25 protein-coding genes are annotated in these 21,679 nt (G+C 60.9%); 8 read left to right on the top strand and 17 right to left on the bottom strand.

Annotation, left to right across the window (positions count from 1 at the left end; translation table 11 throughout):
* Nucleotides 1–66: 66 nt before the first annotated feature.
* On the bottom strand, nt 67–1,017 hold the full coding sequence (locus tag K0U62_04870; protein ID MCH9800856.1) for a 4-hydroxy-3-methylbut-2-enyl diphosphate reductase: 951 nt from the start codon (nt 1,015–1,017) through the stop codon (nt 67–69).
* Between the two features lie 89 nt (nt 1,018–1,106).
* On the opposite strand from K0U62_04870, the gene xseA reads away from it, so the two are divergent.
* Together xseA and K0U62_04880 are read left to right on the top strand one after the other, a co-directional pair.
* Nucleotides 1,107–2,465: an exodeoxyribonuclease VII large subunit gene (gene xseA / locus K0U62_04875; GenBank protein MCH9800857.1), complete on the top strand. Its 1,359-nt coding sequence runs from the start codon at nt 1,107–1,109 to the stop codon at nt 2,463–2,465.
* A complete protein-coding gene (locus K0U62_04880) occupies nt 2,465–2,752 on the top strand; it encodes an exodeoxyribonuclease VII small subunit (protein ID MCH9800858.1) in 288 nt (95 codons plus the stop codon). Before xseA ends, K0U62_04880 begins: the two co-directional genes overlap by 1 nt.
* A gap of 25 nt (nt 2,753–2,777) precedes the next feature.
* Here K0U62_04880 and K0U62_04885 read toward each other — a convergent pair whose 3' ends face one another.
* On the bottom strand, nt 2,778–3,386 hold the full coding sequence (locus tag K0U62_04885) for a DUF4245 domain-containing protein (GenBank protein ID MCH9800859.1): 609 nt from the start codon (nt 3,384–3,386) through the stop codon (nt 2,778–2,780).
* Nucleotides 3,387–3,528: 142 nt separating this feature from the next.
* On the opposite strand from K0U62_04885, the gene K0U62_04890 reads away from it, so the two are divergent.
* Nucleotides 3,529–5,193, top strand: coding sequence for a fumarate hydratase (locus K0U62_04890; protein MCH9800860.1), 1,665 nt, complete (start codon nt 3,529–3,531; stop codon nt 5,191–5,193).
* A gap of 35 nt (nt 5,194–5,228) precedes the next feature.
* Here K0U62_04890 and K0U62_04895 read toward each other — a convergent pair whose 3' ends face one another.
* The 5 genes from K0U62_04895 to K0U62_04915 form a co-directional block, all read right to left on the bottom strand.
* Nucleotides 5,229–6,542, bottom strand: a complete 1,314-nt coding sequence (locus K0U62_04895; protein ID MCH9800861.1) for a PhoH family protein — start codon at nt 6,540–6,542, stop codon at nt 5,229–5,231.
* Nucleotides 6,543–6,637: 95 nt separating this feature from the next.
* A complete protein-coding gene (locus tag K0U62_04900; protein MCH9800862.1) occupies nt 6,638–7,399 on the bottom strand; it encodes an isoprenyl transferase in 762 nt (253 codons plus the stop codon).
* Nucleotides 7,400–7,559: 160 nt separating this feature from the next.
* On the bottom strand, nt 7,560–7,922 hold the full coding sequence (locus tag K0U62_04905) for a DUF3817 domain-containing protein (GenBank protein ID MCH9800863.1): 363 nt from the start codon (nt 7,920–7,922) through the stop codon (nt 7,560–7,562).
* A gap of 54 nt (nt 7,923–7,976) precedes the next feature.
* A complete protein-coding gene (locus K0U62_04910; protein ID MCH9800864.1) occupies nt 7,977–8,735 on the bottom strand; it encodes a hypothetical protein in 759 nt (252 codons plus the stop codon).
* Complete coding sequence (locus K0U62_04915) at nt 8,735–8,950, bottom strand: hypothetical protein (GenBank protein ID MCH9800865.1); 216 nt, start codon at nt 8,948–8,950, stop codon at nt 8,735–8,737. The genes K0U62_04910 and K0U62_04915 overlap by 1 nt, the downstream gene beginning before the upstream one ends.
* Nucleotides 8,951–9,071: 121 nt before the next feature.
* Here K0U62_04915 and K0U62_04920 point away from each other — a divergent pair, with 121 nt between their 5' ends.
* The gene (locus K0U62_04920; protein ID MCH9800866.1) at nt 9,072–9,500 is read left to right on the top strand and encodes a DUF4307 domain-containing protein; all 429 of its coding nucleotides are present in this window, start codon (nt 9,072–9,074) and stop codon (nt 9,498–9,500) included.
* A 4-nt stretch (nt 9,501–9,504) separates the two neighbouring features.
* Here the strand turns inward: K0U62_04920 and K0U62_04925 are convergent, their stop codons facing one another.
* A complete protein-coding gene (locus K0U62_04925; protein ID MCH9800867.1) occupies nt 9,505–10,680 on the bottom strand; it encodes a C40 family peptidase in 1,176 nt (391 codons plus the stop codon).
* Between K0U62_04925 and greA the strand changes: the two genes are divergently transcribed.
* The 3 genes from greA to K0U62_04940 are packed head-to-tail and all read left to right on the top strand — an operon-like array spanning nt 10,668 to nt 12,978.
* The gene (gene greA / locus K0U62_04930) at nt 10,668–11,150 is read left to right on the top strand and encodes a transcription elongation factor GreA (protein ID MCH9800868.1); all 483 of its coding nucleotides are present in this window, start codon (nt 10,668–10,670) and stop codon (nt 11,148–11,150) included. The genes K0U62_04925 and greA overlap by 13 nt on opposite strands.
* A gap of 32 nt (nt 11,151–11,182) precedes the next feature.
* Nucleotides 11,183–12,148, top strand: coding sequence for an ATP-binding cassette domain-containing protein (locus K0U62_04935; GenBank protein ID MCH9800869.1), 966 nt, complete (start codon nt 11,183–11,185; stop codon nt 12,146–12,148).
* Nucleotides 12,145–12,978 carry an ABC transporter permease gene (locus K0U62_04940; GenBank protein ID MCH9800870.1) on the top strand — a complete coding sequence of 278 codons (834 nt, stop codon included), beginning with the start codon at nt 12,145–12,147 and terminating at the stop codon, nt 12,976–12,978. The genes K0U62_04935 and K0U62_04940 overlap by 4 nt, the downstream gene beginning before the upstream one ends.
* A gap of 3 nt (nt 12,979–12,981) precedes the next feature.
* On the opposite strand, the gene K0U62_04945 is transcribed toward K0U62_04940, so the two are convergent.
* Both K0U62_04945 and K0U62_04950 read right to left on the bottom strand, forming a co-directional pair.
* Nucleotides 12,982–13,224 (bottom strand): glutaredoxin family protein, encoded by a 243-nt coding sequence (locus K0U62_04945; GenBank protein MCH9800871.1) that lies wholly within the window; start codon nt 13,222–13,224, stop codon nt 12,982–12,984.
* On the bottom strand, nt 13,221–14,705 hold the full coding sequence (locus K0U62_04950) for an AMP-binding protein (GenBank protein ID MCH9800872.1): 1,485 nt from the start codon (nt 14,703–14,705) through the stop codon (nt 13,221–13,223). Before K0U62_04950 ends, K0U62_04945 begins: the two co-directional genes overlap by 4 nt.
* Before the next feature lie 200 nt (nt 14,706–14,905).
* Between K0U62_04950 and K0U62_04955 the strand changes: the two genes are divergently transcribed.
* On the top strand, nt 14,906–15,616 hold the full coding sequence (locus tag K0U62_04955; protein ID MCH9800873.1) for an HAD-IB family hydrolase: 711 nt from the start codon (nt 14,906–14,908) through the stop codon (nt 15,614–15,616).
* A gap of 13 nt (nt 15,617–15,629) precedes the next feature.
* Here K0U62_04955 and K0U62_04960 read toward each other — a convergent pair whose 3' ends face one another.
* From K0U62_04960 to K0U62_04990, 7 genes are all read right to left on the bottom strand, one after another.
* The gene (locus tag K0U62_04960) at nt 15,630–16,706 is read right to left on the bottom strand and encodes an acyltransferase family protein (protein ID MCH9800874.1); all 1,077 of its coding nucleotides are present in this window, start codon (nt 16,704–16,706) and stop codon (nt 15,630–15,632) included.
* Nucleotides 16,699–17,730 (bottom strand): NAD-dependent epimerase/dehydratase family protein, encoded by a 1,032-nt coding sequence (locus tag K0U62_04965; protein ID MCH9800875.1) that lies wholly within the window; start codon nt 17,728–17,730, stop codon nt 16,699–16,701. Before K0U62_04965 ends, K0U62_04960 begins: the two co-directional genes overlap by 8 nt.
* Before the next feature lie 36 nt (nt 17,731–17,766).
* Complete coding sequence (locus K0U62_04970) at nt 17,767–17,865, bottom strand: AURKAIP1/COX24 domain-containing protein (GenBank protein MCH9800876.1); 99 nt, start codon at nt 17,863–17,865, stop codon at nt 17,767–17,769.
* Nucleotides 17,866–18,032: 167 nt separating this feature from the next.
* Entirely contained in the window at nt 18,033–19,226 is a 1,194-nt protein-coding gene (locus tag K0U62_04975; protein ID MCH9800877.1) for an acetoin utilization protein AcuC, read from the bottom strand.
* A 1-nt stretch (nt 19,227) separates the two neighbouring features.
* Nucleotides 19,228–20,025: a pyrroline-5-carboxylate reductase gene (proC, locus tag K0U62_04980; GenBank protein ID MCH9800878.1), complete on the bottom strand. Its 798-nt coding sequence runs from the start codon at nt 20,023–20,025 to the stop codon at nt 19,228–19,230.
* A 27-nt stretch (nt 20,026–20,052) separates the two neighbouring features.
* Nucleotides 20,053–20,982, bottom strand: coding sequence for a proline dehydrogenase family protein (locus K0U62_04985; protein MCH9800879.1), 930 nt, complete (start codon nt 20,980–20,982; stop codon nt 20,053–20,055).
* 124 nt (nt 20,983–21,106) lie between these two features.
* Nucleotides 21,107–21,679, bottom strand: coding sequence for a TetR family transcriptional regulator (locus tag K0U62_04990; protein MCH9800880.1), 573 nt, complete (start codon nt 21,677–21,679; stop codon nt 21,107–21,109).

Consider the following 21,679-nt stretch of genomic DNA (forward strand, 5'->3'; position numbering starts at 1 on the left):
GTGGACTCCACCTCCACCGCCAGCCATTCCACGAGACCAACGGTTTGGCTGACTACTGCTCAGCGATTAAGACCGGCTCTTGCGCAGTTCCTTGGGCAGAGTGAAAGTAAGAGTTTCAGTCGTAGTTTCGACCGTTTCCACGTCGCCGTATCCCCGCTCTGCTAGCCACTGCAGGACCTCACGAACGAGAACCTCCGGCACCGAGGCACCGCTGGTCAACCCGACAGTCGCCGCCCCATCCAACACATTCTCATCAAGCTCGCCAGCGTTATCCACCCGAACAGCACGGTCTGCGCCGGCCTGCTCGGCGACCTCCGCAAGTCGCACGCTATTAGAGGAATTCAAGGAGCCCACCACGATCATCAGATCGCATTGCGGTGCAATCTCCTTGACGGCCTGCTGCCGATTCTGAGTGGCATAACAGATGTCGTCGCTCGGTGGATCCATCAGTTCCGGAAACCGCTCTCGCAGAACGTCTACCGTGGCCATCGTCTCGTCCACCGACAAGGTGGTCTGCGACAGCCACGCTACCTTTCCTTCGCCAATCTCAACGGTGCGGGCATGTTCTGGGTTGTCAACGATGGTGATGTGCTCCGGCGCTTCTCCGGCCGTACCTACTACTTCCTCATGTCCCTCGTGACCAATCAGCAGAATCTGGTAGTCCTCGCGGGCGTAGCGCTTGGCCTCGTTGTGAACCTTGGTAACCAGGGGACAGGTGGCATCGATGGCGAACAAGTTTCGCTCCTTGGCCTGCTGGTAGACCTCTGGCGCCACACCGTGAGCGGAAAACACCACGATCGAACCTTCGGGCACTTCCTCGTTCTCCTCGACGAAAATTGCGCCTTTCCCTTCAAGATTCTCCACTACATGCCGATTGTGAACGATCTGTTTGCGCACGTAGATCGGAGCACCGTGCTTCGCCAAAGCCTCTTCGACGCTATCCACCGCACGCTCAACACCGGCGCAGTAGCCCCGAGGAGACGCAAGCAGGACACGACGATTTTCAAGTTCAGCCATAGGACCATGCTACGGCCCGTTGCTGCCGACCGCCGCGCCACAACCGCCGCCGAGCCACAAAGCCGATAGTCCGGGCTAGCATGCTGGCCATGGCGGTATCGAGTTCGGCGGACAATCCGGTGCAGGTGCGGCAGGCCGCCCGGATGCTGACCGACTACCTGGGACGGCTCGGCGAACTGTGGATCGAAGGCCAGGTTGCCGAATTACGTCGCCGCCAAAAGATGGCCTTTCTGACTTTGCGTGACACCACCGCGCAAGTGTCTATCCCGGTGGTTGTCGGGCTTGAGCGCCTCACGGATAGCCAGGTCGACACCGGACAGCGAGTCATTGTGCAGGCAAAGCTGGAGTACTGGAGTGGTAACGGGCAGCTGCAGTGGCGCGCACGCCAGTTGCAACCGGTGGGTGAGGGCGCCTTGCTGCGCCAACTGGAAGCGTTGAAGAAGACGCTGGCCGCAGAGGGCCTCTTTGCCGCCGAACGAAAGCGGTCACTGCCGTTCCTACCGCAACGTGTCGGGCTGATCTGCGGACGGCGGGCCGCTGCCCATGACGATGTGATTGTTAACGCCCGCGACCGGTGGCCCGCGGTTGCTTTCGAGATTCGTGAGGTCGCAGTACAGGGGCCTAACTGTGTACCGGAGGTGGTCGCCGCGCTTGCAGAACTAGACGCTCAGCCCGACGTGGATGTCATTGTGATTGCTCGCGGCGGCGGCTCCTTCGAAGACCTGTTGGGATTCAGCAACGAGGCGCTTGTCCGCGCGGCTGCTAGGAGCGCCACGCCGGTGGTGTCAGCGATCGGTCACGAAGAGGACAACCCCATCCTCGATCACGTCGCCGACGTGCGCGCCTCGACACCGACTGCTGCAGGAAAGCTCATCGTCCCGGACGCAACAGCGGAAATCGAGAGCCTCAACGCAACCCGCCAGCGGCTGCGCCGAAGGCTAGCCACGCTCTTGGACTCCACTAGCAGCGAACTGCAGGCGCTGGCGACTCGCCTGGAACTGAACAGTCCGTCACGACTCTTGGCACAGCGGCGCCAGGAGATCCGCAACCTTCGCAGCCGCAACAACCTCGCGGTTATGGCGCAACTGACCGACGAACGCACCAGACTGACGGCACTGCAGCAGCGACCCGGGCTGGCGCGACCGGAGCAGTTGATCCAACCGCGTCGTACCGAGATCACGCAGCTGCGTGGGCAGCTGCAACGGTGCCAGATTTCGGCTCTACGAGATCGCCGCCAACACGTCACCAGCCAGCAGGCTCGACTGACCGCGCTGTCGCCACAGGGAACCTTGGACCGTGGCTACGCGGTTGTGCGCCGCCTGGATGACAGTTTGGTTCTAGATGCGGCTGACGTGGCCGTTGCCGAGCCCCTGACCGTACGGGTACGCACTGGGACTTTCCCCGTTGTTGTATCCGAAACCTTCGACCAAGCCGATGAGGAGAACTAATGGAAACCGACGAGGCCGTAGCCACCCTGCTGGCTACAGATGTCGCCGAACTCAGTTACGAACAAGCTCGTGACGGGCTAGCAGTCATTGTTCAGCGCCTGGAGGAAGGCAGCCCGACCCTGGAACAGTCCATGCAACTGTGGGAGAAGGGCGAGGAACTTGCGCGGCGCTGCAACAGTTGGCTGGATCAAGCACAAGCCCGGCTGGACAAGGCCACAGCAACAACCGACGATCCAACCGATTCGCCAGACTCGGAATCAGCGGCAAACGATCAGCCGCCGTACTGACTAAGGCTTGCCAACAGCGGCTCAGCTATTTGGTGCTGGATTTGGCACCTGGAGTTTCCACCGGCTGCAAGGTGGCGGCAAAGTCGGCGAGTTCCGACCATTCAAGAGTCCCTGTCACGATCGTGGTCACATCATCTTCCTGCAGTACGAATGAACGTTGAGTGCCGTCGGAACTGACGTAGGGCTGCCAGCCGTTAACTGCGGGATTCAGGCCCGAAGGCAACTCACTCGCTTCGGTGCCACCGACGGTCTGCTCAGCAATGAATCTGTCGTTTTCTGCTTCTGATTGCACAACCGCAACGAACTCCTCTTGCGGTGACACCCAACCGTTGAACCACACCGGATCGTCACCAGATTGCTCACTAGGCTCGAATCGAGCAGTCGTCGCACGCCAACCCTCGGGCAGTTCTGGGTAAAGCAAGATGAAGTCCACTGCCGCAGCTACCTGTTGTGCGACGGGAGCAGCAGCAACTTCTCGAACCGGATCCGGCCCCGGGCGCCAAGTGATGAGCAGGACTACCGCAATGATCGCCGCGACAACTCCCATGGATCGGATGATGTCACCGACGGTTTTCCGCAGCGGACTGTGCTTGTCGCTGGGGGCTGGCGCTTCGGCCACTGCGGGTTCCGACATGCTCTCCAGCCTAAAGTGTGCTGCCGCTACCTGCCGCCTGGGGCGATCAGCCAATCTCGCATGGTGACACCTTGACCCTCTTGCTGAGATCTTGCTGGGCACGGCAGCAACCGACTGATTCGGTACGCCGTAGGCTGGGCGCATGGCTGAATTCGTATACTCACCCATGCTGCCGCTCGGTCCGGACGAGACCGAGTACCGGTTGCTCTCCACCGACGGTGTCGAACAACTCGATCTCGGCGGCCAACCGTTCCTGCGGGTGTCACCAGAAGCGTTGCGACTCGTAGCCTTCCAAGCCATCGCTGACGTCCAGCACCTACTGCGTCCCGGCCACCTGCAGCAACTGAGCAACATTCTCGATGATCCAGATGCCAGCCCCAACGATCGCTTCGTCGCCCTGGACCTGCTGAAGAACGCCAACATCGCTGCTGGCGGGGTCTTGCCGATGTGTCAGGACACCGGTACCGCGATCATCATGGGTAAGCGTGGTCAACGGGTCATCACCGAGGGTCCGGACGAACTACCGCTGTCTCGCGGTGTGTACGACGCCTACCAGCAACTGAATTTGCGCTACTCGCAAATGGCACCGCTGACCTCGTGGGATGAGCGCAACACCGGTACCAACCTCCCAGCCCAGATCGATCTCTACGCCAGCACCGCGCCACAGGACGAACTGGCTTACAAGTTCTTGATCCTGGCCAAGGGTGGCGGCTCGGCCAATAAGTCCTTCCTCTATCAACAGACCAAGGCCGTACTCAACCCAAAATCACTGATGACATTTCTGGACGAGCGGCTGCGTGAACTTGGCACCGCCGCCTGCCCGCCGTATCACCTGGCGGTAGTGATTGGCGGCACGAGCGCCGAAGACAGCCTGCGGGTGGCCAAGTACGCGAGCACCCGCTACCTGGATTCGCTGCCCACCTCCGGGTCAATGGCCGGTCACGCCTTCCGCGACACGGAATTGGAGGGCGAGATCTTACAGTTGACCCGCGACTTCGACATCGGCGCTCAGTTCGGTGGCAAGTACTTCTGCCACGACGTCCGAGTCATTCGGATGCCCCGCCATGGTGCTTCAGTGCCGATCGCGGTGGCGGTGTCCTGCTCCGCCGACCGGCAGGCCAAGGCCAAAATCACCGCCGAGGGCATCTTCCTCGAGCAGTTGGAAACCAACCCCGCTCAGTTCCTCCCAGAACAGGAGCCGGCTGAGGAAGACATCATAGTTCCGATCGATTTGAACCAGCCGATGGAGCAGATCCGCGCGGAACTATCGAAACTGCCCGTGGCAACCCACGTCAGCCTGACCGGGCCGATCGTGGTGGCGCGCGATATCGCCCACGCGAAGATCAAAGAGATTCTTGACGAGGGCGGCGAGATGCCGCGCTACCTGCGCGACCACGCCGTCTACTACGCCGGGCCCGCCAAAACTCCTGAGGGCTACGCCTCCGGCTCGTTCGGCCCGACCACAGCGGGCCGGATGGACTCCTATGTGGATCAGTTCCAGCAGGCCGGTGGATCGTTCGTCATGCTCGCCAAAGGCAATCGATCCCGGCAGGTGACCGATGCCTGCAAGGAACACGGCGGGTTTTACTTGGGTTCGATTGGCGGTCCTGCTGCCCGATTAGCTCAAGACAACATCACCAAGGTCGAAGTCATCGACTTCCCCGAACTGGGTATGGAAGCGGTCTGGCGCATTGAGGTGCGCGACTTCCCGGCCTTCGTGATCGTCGACGACAAAGGCAACGACTTCTTCGCCGATCGAATGCGCCCGGTTGCCAACCGCATCCCCGTGGGTCCGCCAGCGGAGTAGCGCGCCGAGGTGCCCGTGATCCGAGCCAGCAGCGGTCAGCGAGCGTCAGACAGGACGTCGGTCACCAGTGCCGCAATGGCAGAGCGCTCGGAGCGATGCAGGGTCACGTGCGCAAACAGCGGATGGCCCTTCAGCTGCTCAATAATCGCGACCACACCGTCGTAGCGACCCACCCGCAGGTTGTCCCGCTGGCCGACGTCGTGCGTCAACACCACTTGAGCGTCCTTACCGATCCGGGACAGCACAGTCAGCAGCACATTGCGTTCCAGTGACTGCGCTTCATCCACGATGACGAAGGCATCGTGCAACGAGCGACCGCGTATGTGAGTCAGCGGCAGTACTTCCAACATGTCCCGGCGCTGCACTTCCTCGATCACCGACTGGGTAGTGATAGCCGACAGCGTGTCGAACACCGCCTGCCCCCACGGCGACATCTTTTCCTGCTCCGCCCCCGGCAAATAGCCGAGCTCCTGACCGCCGACCGCGTAGAGCGGACGGAACACCATGACTTTGCGATGCTGCCCTCGCTCCAGAACGGACTCCAAACCGGCCGCGAGTGCGAGTGCGCTCTTGCCGGTACCGGCCCGCCCACCCAGCGAGACAATGCCGATCTCGGGATCGAGTAAGGCATCCAAGGCCAACCGCTGTTCAGCGCTGCGGCCATGTAGCCCGAACGCCTCCTGGTCCCCACGCACCAAACGGATTCTTTTGTCGGCAGTCACCCGACCCAGCGCAGACGAACTCGTAGCTGACAGCACGACGCCAGAGTTGATCAACAGCTCCGCGTCCGGTGGCACCGGGATAGAACCGGTTTCGTACAACTCATCGATCTGGCCGGCATCCACCGACATCTCTTCGACCCCTGACCAACCGGAGGTAACCACGAGTTCAGCACGGTATTCCTCAGCCGGTATCCCGATGACTGCCGCTTTGACCCGCATGGGCAGATCCTTAGACACCAACACCACGTCGGCGCCTTCTTGTTGCAAACTGCTAGCCACCGACAGGATCCGGGTGTCATTGTCGTTCAGGCGAAAGCCCTGCGGCAGCACTGAACTGTCCGCGTGGTTCAACTCGACACGTAACGAACCGCCGTCATCCCCTACCGGCACTGCTTCATCCAGCCGACCGTGCTCCACTCGCAGGTCATCGAGCAGGCGCAGCGCCTGTCGCGCGAAGTAACCCAGTTCGGAATGAGTGCGCTTAGCCTCTAACTCAGTGACGACGACCAGCGGGAGCACCACATCGTGTTCAGCGAATCTGGCAATCGCCCGCGGATCACTCAGCAGCACCGAAGTGTCTAGGACGTACGTCCGGCGCTCACGACTTACAGAATCCGACTCAGCCATCAGGCCTCCACAACAGATCGCTACTTCGAAACTACGCCGAGCGACCTCAGGTGCAACGGCACCACGCCGGGGTGATCTGAGTTGAGAAAGACGACTTATCCGCCGAAGCGGCGCTGCCGTTGCGAATAGGCACGCAAGGCTCGCAGAAAGTCCACTCGGCGGAAGTCTGGCCACAGCGCTTCACAGAAGTAGAACTCCGAGTGCGCACTTTGCCAAAGCAGGAACCCAGACAGCCGTTGCTCACCAGAGGTCCGGATGACCAGATCGGGATCCGGCTGCCCGCGAGTGTAGAGGTGATCTGCGATGTGTTCGACGTCGACCACTTGGGCCAGGTCGTCGAGGCTGGTACCCCGCTCATGGTGCTCTTGCAACAGGCTGCGGACAGCGTCGACGAGTTCCCGCCGACCACCGTAGCCCACCGCAATATTGACCGTCAGACCGTCGACCTCGTGGGTGCGCTCCTCAGCTGCCTTCAGCGAGGCACCGAAGGAGGCTGGCAACAGATCTAGCGCACCCACTGGGTGGATGTGCCAACGACCCATCTCTGCCAAGTCATCAACCGTGTCCTCGATGATCTGCAGTAGCGACTCCAGTTCGGGCTCTGGCCGTTGCAGATTGTCCGTGGATAGCAGCCACAACGTGACTACCTCAACACCGACCTCTTCACACCAACCGATGAATTCCGCGATCCGGGCTGCCCCAGCTCGATGGCCATCGTCTGAGGACGAACCGTGATAGGTCGCCCAGCGGCGGTTGCCGTCCAGGATGACGCCGACATGCCGCGGCAGCTGTGCCTCTGGCAGCCTGCTGAGCACGCGGTTGGCATACAGGCCATACACCGCGTTTCGCAGCCCCATCCGGGCTCCTCTCAACTGAAAACAAGTCAGCGCCGTCCGGTGCAGTTGCGCAGGAACGACTGATCTCAGGCTAACTGAGATGAGCCCTAGGAGGTAGAACCAGGCGGGTGTTGCCGGTTTCGGGCACGGCCAACTCGTGCTGGGAACTTCGCGTAGAGGGCTACGTCGCGGCCAAGATCGGCCGGACCCGACGAGTAACCCATCGTTCGGCCACGAAACTCATGAAGGGAATGGTGCCAGCGAGGATAATCAGCAGCGCCCGACCGAGGTGCCACTTCATCCGGAACACCAAGTCCAACGAGACAATCACGTAGGCGATATACAGCCAGCCATGGGCCATCCAGCCCAGCGAATACCAAGCAGCGGTACCGTCCAGCAGGTACTTATACGGCAAACCGATCACCGTCATCACCGCGAGCAGGACTCCAGTGATGAACGCCATCACCTGGAAGCGCAGCAGCGCTCCGGACAATCCGATCACTCGCACATTCGTGGGGATCGCTGCGGGTTGTTCTGCCGTCACCCATCTAGCGTAACTGCCGATGCCGAACCGGCAACGCGCGCTCAGGTAGCGCCACTACTCATTCGTCGAGTTGGTTGTGGCCACTGGGTCATCGGCGACCTCGGCCCGAGCTATCGCCGCTCGCAGACCACGCACCCAGACGTAGATCACCAGCGCGACGAAAACTAGCCATTGCAGGCTGTACAAGGTGTTCTGCAACGGGAACGGAACATTCGGATCGCTACCAAACACTGGTCGTGACCGCTCGAAACCGGTCGTTTCCGACGTCGCCGTCACGTAACCGGGAGCCAAGTTGGTGTTCTCGCCCCATTGCTCGACGAGCCCAGCGGCGGTAATCGTCACCAACGGTTCCTTCGACGGAATCGGTGCATCGCGGTAGAAGTTCTCATCGGGTTGGACCCGACCTATCGCCTGCACCGGCTCACCCGGCCGGACTGGCCGCGGTGCCGACTCCGGATCAGGCACCCAGCCTTGTAGCAGTGGCACTACCCGGCCATCGGGAAGTGCCACACCGTCGACGACGAGAAAACCGGTGGCACCGGCTTCATTGGCGCGAGTCCGAACCAGGCTCCGAGAGTTGGCTACCCCGACCCCAACGAGATCCACTTCCCGGCCGAGTTCGTCAACTGACAGCGCTTCGGTAGTCACCACTTGCTGGTAGCTGGCCAGCGCCGCAGCGGCGGCGCGTTCAACGGCCAATTCGTCCTGCGCCCGTTGGTACTGCCACCGGGCCGCCACCGAACAGAGCACAATCGCTACCACCGCCAACAAGGTGAAGCCAATCCAGCGCGGCGTGGCCAGAACTCGCAACATTAGCCGGCGGAGGGATCGTCGCCCGGGCGCGGCGAGTTCGGATTGTCGGCCCCCGGAGTGTCCTCGTCGAAGTCAATCTTTTTCAGATGGCGGTTCATGGAAAGCACGAGCAGCACTACGGCAATCGCAAGCCCAGCGAACAGCAGAAAACCGACCAGCCCAGGTGACAGGTCAGCTGGATCGACTTCTTTGGCTGGCGCCGTCGGCTGGGGCACCGGCGTTTCAGCGTAGACTGCATCGACGGCAGCAGATGGGACCAGCACTGTTCCTCCCAGAGATCATCTCGCACACTAGTGTCTCAGGAAGCATCGCATCTGCACGGAGGGCCGCTGCCATATGACGACTCAGCAGGAGCTTGCGGCTCGCTACGGCGAAACCGCGCGAGCCAGCCGAACCCGCTGGCTGGCCGGGCTGCTGGTGCTGGGCTACGTCGCCTTGATCACCTGGGCTGCGATCGGCCTGGCGAGTACTGAGGTAGAGGGAAATCTCGTCGCCTGGCGCGCTGATGAGCGCGAGGTGGCGGTAGACCTCGAGGTACGGGGCAATACTCCCGCCGGCGCAGTTTGCGTCATTAAGGCAACCGACAACTACTCGGTCGATGTGGGCTACCGCGAAGTGAGGATTTCCGACCTACCCACTACGACAACCGTCAAGATCCCGACGGTGATCCGCGCTGGGTCGGTGACGGTGCTTGGCTGTGCTGCTGGTGATGACGAACTTCAGGTCCCGCCACCGGATTTCCCACCAGGAGTAGCGATTCCCTAATCGACTAGTCCAGGTAGCGGCGGGCACCAATCAACTCTCGCCACCGAATCGGCACGATCCGAACTCGCCCAGATGCGTCTGGCGCCTCCAGCATCTTGTCCCCACCGACGTACAGCGCAACATGATGCACATGCTTTTCAGTTCCCCAGAACAGCATGTCGCCCGGTTTGATTCGCTTGAGTTTCACTTGCTTTCCCGACCGATACTGCGGGTCAGCATCTCGTGGGATGGTCATTCCGTGGGTTCTAAACACATTCCAGATCAGCCCGGAACAGTCCATACCCCAATCTGACAGCCCGCCCCAGAGGTATCGCAGGCCGATAAACTTTTTACCGTCGGCCAGGATGCTGGCGACGCTGGGGATCTTCGGCCCTGCGACCGCCGACTCGGTGACACTACCTATGCCACGTGTCGTGTGGACGGCGATCCTGCCGGATGATGGTTCTTCGGCTGTGTGCGGTAACAACCGGGTGCCGTAGGACACTGCCACTCGACCCGTCGGGGTACGCAGCTGAACGCGTTGCGCAGTCACCACCAGATGCTCGGTACTGTCCGCTATCTCCGGTAGCTGTCCAGTGTCCGGGACCAGCTGCCTGGCAGGTAGCCAGCCCGGGTAGCCCGCCTTATCCTGCGGTTCCGGCTGATCGAGCACTGCCACTCTCACCCAGGACTTTTTTACCGCTCGAACCAAAACCTGTTGTCCGTACAGCGCCTGAGTCTGCACTTGTCCGGTCAGCCACCTGCGGTGATCCGCCGTACGGAGTCGTTTGTTCCAGCGACCCAAGCGAACAGGATTGCCTAGCGATGCACGATCTCGCTGCCGGTGAATTCTGGGCTCTCGCCACAAGGTGGCAACAGAAACGTCGATGAAGGCGGTGGCACCCACCGGAAATCGTTGATTCGCTCTAACGGTTTCCACCGCTTCGTTCAGCACGCCTTCGGCTGGCTCAACGGCCCCGGCTGCGGCGCTGACCGGAGCCACGAGAGTTCCCAGCAGCAGAGCAGACGCCAACGCTACCTTTGGGCCGAGGCTGATGCCTCGCCGACTACTTCCCCAACGACCCATCCCGACATCTTGACAGATGTTCGATTCGCCCGAGCCACCACGCCCCAGTCCGCTACGCGGTAGTCTTCCGGGATTACCGACTCTGACGGAGGCAGAAATCGATGTCTGAGGCATGGCTCACCCAAGAGGCCTACGACGCGCTGGAAGCGGAACTTGCTGAGCGCGAAGGGCCAATGAGAGCAGAGATTGTTCGACTGATTGAACTTGCTCGTGAAGAAGGCGATCTGAAGGAAAATAGCGGCTACCACGCTGCCAAGGATGATCAAGGCAAGAATGAAGCGCGCATCAAGCAGATCCAGCAGCTACTAGCCGGCGCCAAGATCGGCAAACCATCCGCCGAGGAGGACGAGGTGGCCCACGGCAAGGTGGTCACGGTTTCTTTCACCGCTCTTGATATGAAAGAGACGTTCCTGCTGGCCTCTCGTGAGGAAGCGGCCCACGCCTCTATCGAGGTGTATTCACCCACCTCACCTCTCGGTGAGGCCATTAACGGTCTCCGGGTAGGTGACAGCACCAGCTACACCTTGCCAAGCGGAAAATCGATGGATGTGAAAATTCTGTCAGTAGCGGAATACTCCGGCTAGCGAATCTCGACAAGCATCGGCACACTGAGGCTATGGCAGCAATCGAAGCCGAAGGGCTGGTTAAGGTCTTCCGGTCTCGAAGTGGCGAAGTTCGGGCTCTCGATGGAGTCACTCTTGCGGTTCCAGAGGGAACGGTCCTAGGGCTGCTCGGCCCCAACGGTGCCGGAAAGACCACTACTGTTCGCGTGCTCACCACGCTGCTCAAGCCTGATAGCGGCAGCGCCAAAGTCGCGGGCTGTGACGTGGTGGCTGACCCGGTGGCGGTTCGGCGACGGATCGGCCTGTCCGGCCAGTACGCCGCAGTGGACGAGTATCTCACTGGCCGCGAAAACTTAACCATGGTCGGCCGGCTCTACCACCTCGGGAGCAAACGATCAGCGGAGCGTGCCGACGAACTCCTGCATCGCTTCGATCTTGCTGACGCCGCTGATCGGCCAGCAAAGACCTACTCGGGTGGTATGCGGCGGCGACTCGATCTCGCCGGAGCCCTAGTCGCAAATCCGCCAGTGCTCTTTTTGGATGAACCGACAACGGGCCTGGATCCCCGGAGTCGATTGGGTCTGTGGGATGTGATTTCGGACCTGGTTCGTGATGGCACCACACTGCTATTGACCACGCAGTATTTGGAAGAAGCCGACCGATTGGCTGATCGGATCGCTGTTGTTGACCACGGCACAGTCATTGCCGAGGGCACGTCTGACGAACTGAAATCACAAGTCGGCGGTGAACGGCTTGAAGTTTCGGTCGCAGAAACACCACAAGTAGCAACTGCCGCTGAGGCACTCACCGGCTTGGGACCCGAACCGCCGCAGGTCGATGTCGGCGCCCGCAAGATCTCCCTACGCGTCGACGGTGGTGCAGCAGTCCTTGCTGAGGCAGTACGTCGACTAGATGGCAATGCCGACATAGTCGATATCGGGTTGTCCCGACCGAGCCTGGATGACGTCTTTCTGAGCCTCACTGGCCAGTCTGTCGCTAGCGATGAGGAGCAACAGTGAGCGCAACAACGACGGCGGAACGGCGTCGCTCCGAGACGCGTACTGCCTTTGGCGATACGGCGGCGATTACCCGCCGCAACCTGACTCGGTTAGCGCGAACTCCCGACAGCATCATCTTCGGGATTGCGCAGAGTGTGATGTTCGTCTTGTTATTCCGCTTCGTTTTCGGTGGCGCCATCGAGGTCCCCGGCGGCTCCTATGTGGAGTTCCTTATGGGCGGCATCTTCGCCCAAACCATTGCCTTCTCTTGCGCAACAACCACGGTGGCGATGGCCACCGACCTGCAGACTGGGATCATCGATCGCTTCCGGTCACTGCCGATGTGGCGGGGTGCAGTGCTGGCTGGTCGTACCACTTCAGATTTGGCGCTGGGAGCTATCACCGTCTTTGCGATGGCCATCACCGGTCTCCTGGTCGGGTGGCGGACCCACTCCAGCGTCTGGGAGATCGCGGCGGCCTTCCTCCTACTTGCGCTGTTTGCCTACTCGTTCCTGTGGATCGGGACCGTGATCGGCATGAGTGTGAAGAGCCCCGAGGTGGCTCAAACCGCCGGGCTGATTTGGCTCTTCCCGCTGACGTTCGTTTCCAACGTTTTCGTTCCGGTGGAGTCCATGCCGTCATGGCTGCAACCAATCGCTGAGTGGAATCCTGTCTCAGCGGTTGCCCTCTCGCTGCGTGAGTTATTCGGGAATCTTCCTGAGGGCTACAACCCCGGTGATTCCTTCCCTATGCAGCAACCGATTCTCTACTCGGTCCTCGCCTGCATTGTTGTATTGGTGATCTTCATCCCGTTGGGTATCTCCCGCTACCGGCAAGCAGCTTCCCGGTAGCGATCAGCCCGCAGTAATCGCAGCCCGCAGTTGCTGCGGGTCGACACGAAACCAGGCAATTTCCTCGTCGTTGACCAGGACGACGGGAACTCGGTCGGCGTAGCGGTCTGCGCTACCGGGGTCATCCCAAATATTGATCTCGGTGAAGTCCAAATCAGCTTCGGCACACACCAGTTCCACGACCTCCCGCGCCACATCGCACAGATGGCAGCCGGGTTTTCCGACGAGGACAACTCGTGCCGTCACGCGAGTTGGTTTCTAGCTAACTTGCCGCCAGTCAGTCGAGGCAATTCCGCAACGACTTCCACGATCGTTGGGCACTTGTAGCGAGCAAGACGTTGTTCACACCAGGTGAGGACTGCCTCAGTGGGAACCGACTCACCCGGTTCGATCACGAGCAGTGCCTTCACCGCCTGACCCGTGAGCGGGTGATCCACTCCGATAACGGCACAATCCGCTAGTCCCGGCATCTCCGACAACACCCGCTCGACTTCACGCGGATAGACATTGAACCCGCTCACCAAGATCAGATCAGTACGCCGATCCAGCACGAAGAGGTAGCCGTCATCGTTGAGGTAGCCGATATCGCCGGTTGCGAACCAGCCGTCATCATTGGGCCCGCCGGTACCGTCTGGCCAATAGCCACTAAACAACGATGGCCCGCGTACCCAAATCTGACCGGGTTGCCCCGGCTCTTCACCGATATCGCCGGGCGTATTTCCTTCGGTAACGATCTGCACTTCCACATTGGGCAATGCTTTGCCCACCGAACCCGGGACCGGTGTCCCCGCGACTAGCGACGTTGACACGACTGGGGAGCACTCGGTCAAGCCATAGCCCTCCCAAATAGGTCGACCATTGATGGTCGCGAACTGATCAAAGAGATCCGCTGGTAGCGGGGCCGCCCCACTCATCAACAGTCGTACGCTGGCGAGCGCCCGTCGCAGATCGGGTTCTGCGCTCCAGGACACATACATCGGCGGAGCGGCCGCTAACACCGAGACTCGATGTCGCTCGATCAGGGCCAGCGATTCCGGTGCTGAGAACCGCTCGCATAGCACTACTGTCGCCCCGGCCGTGAGACCGAGACTGAGAACCGTGGTTAGTGAGTAAACATGGAAAAGCGGCAAGACCGCCAGCGTGACATCACCTGGCTGCATTCTCCCCGGTTCGGGTAGTTCTTGTAGCGCCTGTAGGTTGGCCAACAACGCGCGATGGCTCAGCACCGCGGGCTGCGGCATCCCTTCGGTACCCGAAGTGAAAAGCAGGACGGCGGGGGTCTCCGGATCCAGCGGATCAGCGGGCCCTTCCGGCAGAGCTGAGTTCTCTAGTTGATCCCACCCACGACTGCCGATGGCGATCACCGCGCAGGAAACCTCATCGGTCTGCGATAGTTGCGCGGCGGCCTCATGATCGGAGATCAAGAGTCGAGCACCCACTTGTTGAAGTTGTCGCTGGGTCTCGGCAACAGGCGCAAGTGGATTCATCGGCACCGATACCGCACCGGCACGAAGGGTTGCGTAGAAAGCCACTACGAACTCCAAGCGATTGCCCAACATCAACGCAACCCGATCACCGGGCTTTACCCCGCAATTCAATAAACCGGCAGCGAAAGCTGAAATCCGATCGTCGAGGCCGGCGTAGGTCATCTTTAGGTCGCCGTCGACGATCGCGACCGCAGCTGGCCATTCTCGAGCCGACTCGTCGACTACATCCGCTAGGTTCATCACCACGCCAGAGAGTCTTGCACAGCCATGCTCGCTAGAGTGGCGCTGTGGCCAAGAGACTCTCCAAACTGCGGCAGCGTTACAAAAAGACCGGTGAGGCGGCGGCGGAACAAGCCACGCCAACTGAAGCCGCACCTTCGGGTGCGGACGGCGCGGCGGCTTTCTTCGATATCGACAACACTGTGATTCGCGGATCCAGCATGTTTTTCTTCGCCCGCGGCGCAGCGAGCCATGGACTGATCGACGCGGGTGACATTGCCAGATTCGCCATCGCGCAACTGCGATTCCAGCTCTTCGGTGGCGAGAATATGGACGACATGGCTGAGGCAGTCGAGGCCGGTCTGTCTTTCGTCGAGGGGCGCACGGTTCAGGAGATTGTTGAGCTCGGCGAAGATGTCTTCGAAGAAACGATGAGCGACAAGATGTGGACCGGCACCTTGTCATTGGCGCAACGACACATCGATGCCGGTGAACCGGTCTGGCTCGTGTCCGCCACGCCAGTCGAGATCGGCCAAATTCTTGCGGATCGGCTGGGCTTTACTGGTGCACTGGGAACAGTCGCCGAATCAATGGATGGCCGCTACACCGGGCACCTGGTGGGCTACCCGCTGCATGGCGAGGCAAAGGCGGAAGCTATTCGCGCGCTCTCGCGGCGAGAAGGCTACGCCCTCGACGAGTGCTGGGCCTACTCTGACTCCGCAAACGACCTACCAATGCTGACCACAGTCGGCCACCCAGTAGCGATCAACCCAGATTCTGACTTGAAAGAACAAGCACGGGACAACGGTTGGCCGATGTACAACTACCGCGGCAAACAGACCGCGAAACGGGCCGGTGTCTCCGCGGGCGTGGTTGCCGGACTAGTCGCGGCCGGGGCGGCAGTTGGCGTTGCTGCCAGCCGCCGCGGTTAGGTCGGCAACGCAACTACAGGAAGACTGAGCGGCGTTGCACCAACAACCGATACAACTGCTGCTGGATAGTTTCGCGAACCTGATCGGTTAGGTTGAAGACCAGCATCGGGTCTTCGGCCGCCTCCGGCCCAAACTCTTCAGTGTGGATCGGCTCCCCGAACATGATGATCCACTTGCTCGGCATCGGGACCAGACCCAGGGGGCCGAGCCAAGGGAACGTTGGGGTAATCGGCACATACGGCAGACCGAACAGTCGCGCTAACGCCTTTGCATCTCCCACTATTGGGTAGATCTCTTCCGCGCCCACAATGGCAGTCGGGATGATCGGCACCCTCGCCTCCAGCGCTGCTGCTACGAAGCCACCTCGACCGAACCGCTGCAGTTTGTAACGCTCACTAAATGGCTTGCCAATGCCCTTGAAGCCCTCCGGCCAGACACCGACCAACTCGCCCTGCTGCAACAGTCGCTTCGCGTCGGGTGCACAAGCCAGGGTGGAGCCGCTCTTACGAGCCAACTCGCCAATGAATGGGCTTTGGAATACCAGGTCAGCCCCCAGCATCCGCAAGTGCCGGTGCTCCGGGTGGTGATCCAGCAGCGCCAGCTGCGTCATCACCGCATCCAGCGGAATGGTCCCGGAGTGATTGGCGACCACCAAGGCGCCACCGACGTCAGGAACATTCTCTAGCCCGCGGGTTTCCACTCGGAACCACTTGTCGTACAACGGCCGGAATGGCGCCATCAAGATCTGATCCAACAGCTCCGGATCGAATCCGAAGTTGTCGACTGGATAGTCACCGGTCACCCGGCGCCGCAGGAAAGACAGCGCTCCGGCGACCTTGTCGTCCCAGGATGGCTTCTCATAGTCAGATCCGGGCAGTGGCGCTGGCTGAGGATCCGGCGCTTCGGTTTCCTCGGCCTTCGCGCGAGTGCGAGTGCGTGCACGAGGTCGAGCCGCAGCACCGCCTGCCACCCGACCCGAGTTGTTCTCGGAACCCGACGAAGCCGCTGTCTGGCCGCGACTAGTACCCGGCGAGCTAGTCGTGCTGGCGGGGGCTTCGCCAGAAATGGGAATGATACGGGCGTCAGTCATGACTTCCTCCACTAGTCAGTACCGAGGCGAGCACCTGCTCCGCGGCAGCTGCCCGCTGCGGGGAGAGGATTTTGTTGAGTCCTCGTGCCTCAACAAAGGACATGAAAGCTTCTTTGGTGGTGTACTCCGGCTCAAAGCCCAGCCGTTCCCGCATCCGCGTGGTGTCGATGCCGCGACCATAGGTGAGGAACCGCACCTGTTCTGGACTGAAGTCCGCCAAGCCGGTTTTGATCATGCCCCGACCCGTTAGCGGCACTAGTGGTAGCGGCAACGGCACCGGTGGTCGCCCAGCCAGTCGGATCGCCTGGGACAGCATCAGGATGCCGTCTCCTGCGATGTTGTAGAGGCCAGGTCGATCATTCACCGTTGCTTCGTGAATGGCACGCAGGCCGTCATCCTCGTGGATGAACTGCAAGCGCGCGTCGTAACCCATGACGAATGGAACCACCGGGAGGCTGAAGTACCCAGTCATCGCAGTCTCAACCTGCGGCCCTATGAAGTTTGCGAACCGCAAGGTTGTCACCGCAACGTCGGGACGGCGGCGCGCGAAACCGCGCACGTAGCCTTCCACCTCGCCAGAGTCCTTGGCCCAACCGGATATGGGCGCATGCCGGGGCTCAACTGCCTCAGTAAACATCGCCGGGTCACGGGGACCTGCACCGTAGACCGAGGACGTTGACTTCACAATGAGTCGCTCCAGCGTGGGGGCCTTCTGACAGGCCGCAAGCAACTGCATGGTGCCGATGACATTAATTTCCTTCATCGACATTCGGCCACCGGCCTGGATGGGGGTCGCGATGACTCCCATGTGCACAACTGTGTCAACGTCAGCGGCGTTGATGACCTTAGCGATTATCGGGTTGCGGATATCGGCGCGCACAAACTCTGCGCGACCGATGTCACCGCGCGGGGGAACTACATCCACCCCGATAACTCGATCTACCTGGGGATCGCGAGTGAGCATCTGGGCCATTCGGCCACCTAGATGCCGCGAAACTCCCGTGACGAGAACTACCTGCCCCATGGCCCCCTCCTCCCGGTCGCCGTCTAGGAACTAGTGCTATTTCTTGTTGCGTCGCTGCACCCTGGTGCGCTTCAACAGTTTGCGGTGCTTCTTTTTCGCCATCCGCTTGCGGCGCTTCTTAACTACGGAACCCATAAAGACCTCGACTTGCTCAATACCACCGTCGGCGGCGTTCGTGTGGGATGCCGTCGACATCCCCATGCGCTCTAGCCTACTGCCCGTTTGTGGATGCTTCGAACGGCCGCCACGCTGGTGCGCAATGTGACATTGGCGATAACTTGCCTGCAGACCGGCCCGTCGGGCTAATCTTCCCCGTCGCTGAGCGACAATCCCAGGTACGGAAATACGGATTTGCGCGTGGCGTGGACGGCGGCATCTAACGGATCTCGTGGGTTATAGCCCAGGCTCCAATGCTTGGGCCAAGGGTCGTAACCGTCCGTCATCGTCTCTGGCGCTTCGCGACCGATAATGCCTTCAGCATGGCGGCGCCACGCCTGCGGCACTTCGGTCTCCGGTTCGATGGGAACTCCAGCAGATTCCGCTACCAGGTGCGTCCAGGCCCGCGGGACTACCTCTAGCCACTCATAGCCACCACCACCGGTCGCCACCCAGTTACCCCCAGCGAGACTATGAGCCCAGCGGTGAATGGCACGTGCCGCCATCCGTTGGCCATCCACCGACACCGCCAAACTAGCCAGCGGATCTTGGAAATGACTGTCACAGCCATGCTGCGACACGATGAAATCCGGTCGAAATTCGCGCAGCACGTCCGGCACCACCGCGTGCAAGGCTCGCAACCACCCCTGATCACCGGTGCCCGCTGGGACCGGGATATTGACCGCCGTACCCAATGCCCGTGGCCCACCGATTTCAGTTGCCCAACCAGTGCCCGGATACAGCGTGTGCGGGCTCTCGTGAATAGAGATCGTCATCACTCGCGGTTCATCCCAGAAGGCACGCTGCACACCATCGCCGTGGTGGACGTCTACATCGATGTAGGCGATCCGTTCCACCCCTTGATCCAGCAGCCACTGAATCGCCACCGAAAGGTCGTTGTACACGCAGAATCCAGCAGCCGCGTCCGGCATTGCGTGGTGCAGACCGCCTGCGATGTTGACGGCATGTTCGCTTCGACCGTGATAGACCGACTGCGCTGCCAGCAGGGTGGCGCCACACAATCGGGCCGCTGCTAGGTGCATACCAGGGAAAACTGGCACGTCGAGCGTCCCCAACCCGTGACGTAAATCGCTGAAATCCGCATCGGTTGAGGCTTGTTTCACCGCCGCTAGGAACTCGGGAGTGTGGACCCGCAGCAAAACGTCATCTGTCGGCACCGGGATGTCCTCCACCACATCCAAGGTGTCGGATTCCAACAAACCGAGCGACTTGATCAACTCGAAGGTCAGCTGGACTCTGATTGGGCTCAGCGGGTGCTGTGGACCGAAGTCGTAATCCGACAACAGTTCGTTCCACGGCAGCACCGAGTTGTGGCTCATGTCAGGCTCCGAGTTCCTCAGAACGATCTCGGGCAGCGTTTAGGGCACCAAGAAACGCGGCACGCACCGCATGCTCTTCCAACTCCCGCAGCGCCGCGGCGGTGACGCCTGCCGGGCTGGTGACCCGCTCCCGCAATACCGTCGGGTGTTCGCCCGTCTGCCGCAACATCTCCGCTGATCCGTATGCGGTTTGTACAGCTAGTTCAGTGGCAGTCGCTCGCGGTAGCCCCAAATGCACACCCGCCTCGATCATGGCTTCGATTACATAAAAAATGTAGGCCGGACCACTACCTGAGACTGCAGTCACGGCGTCCTGCTGCTTCTCCGGCACCCTGACCACTCGACCTACGGCGCTAAGCAATTGTTCCGCTTCCGCCAGGTGCTGTTCATCGCACGATGATCCCGGCGAGATCGCCGACATCCCCTGATCCACCAGCGCCGGGGTATTTGGCATCACCCGAACCACTGCAACACCAGGGGACAGTCGTTCCTCCAGGAATGACGTGGTGATTCCTGCTGCTAGCGAGATCACCAGCGCACCCTGACGAATGCTGCTGCTCATTGGGTCCAGCACCGCCGCCATGTCCTGCGGCTTCACCACCAGCACCACGGTGTCTGCCGCCGCAGCAGCCTCCGTATTGTCCAGCACCTCAACGCCGTACCGCTCGATGAGTTCGGCGGCGCGGTCCTCGCGACGCTCGGCAATAACTAAGTCAGCGGGCTGACGCCCCGCTCGGATGAGTCCGGAAAGTAGCGTCTCCCCCATGACGCCTGCTCCGATAATGGCAAGTCTTCCCACCGAGTGCTCCCTCCCGGCCGGGGCCGATCAGTTCTTCGACGACAACGCTTTCAAGAACAGCGACATGTTCGCCGGCTTTTCAGCCATGCGGCGAATCATGTAGCCGTACCAATCTTCACCGTAGGGGATATAGACCCGCATCCGTTCGCCTTCGTCGGCGAGCCGCTGTTGCTCATCAGGACGCACGCCGAAAAGCATCTGGTGTTCGTAGCTGCCCCGAGGCCGATCATTGTGCACCGCCAACGCCTGGGCAATCTCCACCAGTCGGGGGTCGTGCGAAGCGATCATCGGATAACCCTGGCCAGCGAACAGGATCTTCATGCAGCGGACAAAGGACAGATCTACGTCGTGCCGAGACTGGTAGGCCACCGATTCCGGCTCCTTGTAGGCCCCTTTGCACAACCGGACTCGGGAACCTTCACCGGCGAGATCTCGACAGTCTCCCTCAGTTCGATACAGGTAGGACTGCAGCACCGCTCCGGTGGTCGGGAAGTCTTGGCGCAGTTCCCACAGAATGCCCAAGGTCGAGTCGATCGTGGTGTGATCCTCCATATCCAAAGTGACGGTGGTGCCGTAGCGGTGGGCACGTTCACAGATCTCTCGCGCCAACTCCAAAGCGATCTTTTCGCCATCACCTGGCAGCGCCTGCCCGACGGCGGACAATTTGACTGACACCTCAGCATCGCCGGTCAGACCGTTCGCGTTCAACGCTTCCAGCAGATTCAGGTAGTCATCCCGAGTTTGCAGCGCACCCGCCCGCTCAACGACGTCCTCCCCCAGTCGGTCTAGCGTTACCTGCCGTCCGGTGGCGGTGATATCGGCCGTTGCCGCGACGGCGTCGGCAGTGGCCTCACCGGCGACGAACCGCTGCACTACATCGCGGGTGACCGGCATCGACACTGACAGTTCGCGGATCTTTTCGTTGCGGGAAACGGACAACATAGCTCGCCTGATCACTTCAACTCCTCGCATCCTTGACACCCGTCGGCGTCAACTTTCTGACCGAAAACTTAGTTCCTGCCTTGCAGGCTAGTCGCTGGTCAGCCACGGTGCAGCGCTGCCTAGGCGGGAAAGCCGCCCACTAGTAAACCGGTTTGGTCGGATCCAGCAGATCCTGAATCATCGGTGCATATATCCGCACTACCTCGTCCTCGGAAGCCGAGGCCAGTGGCTCAAGTCGGATCACGTAGCGAGTCGCAGCCAGCCCGATCAAGTGACTAGAAATCAGCGACGCTCGCATGCGCGCGTCGGGAATCCCGACTACACCGGCGATTCGATCGACGACAGCTTCCTCCAGGAAGTCCTGCACTGACTGGGCTGCCCGACCCGCTGCCGCGCCCGCGGTGAAGAGTTCAATGATCTGCTCTCGGCTCTCATCGTCCTTCAGGACTTCGAATGTTCCTCGCACCAGCCGTTCGCCCATGCCGTCCAGACCGGGACTGATCAACTCTGGAACCGCGCTGGAGGGGTCAAACGGCAGTTTCATTGCGGCCGAAAACATTTGCTCTTTGTTGTCGTAGTACTTGCGTAGTACCGACGGCGCAATACCGGCGGCGGCAGCCACCCCCTTCATGGTGGTACGGGCATAGCCCTTGGAGTTGAACGCCACTCGAGCGGCATCTAGCACTGCATCAGAAACATCTTCGTTGGCCAC

The sequence above is a fragment of the Actinomycetes bacterium genome, from assembly GCA_022599915.1.
Classification (GTDB): Bacteria; Actinomycetota; Actinomycetes; order S36-B12.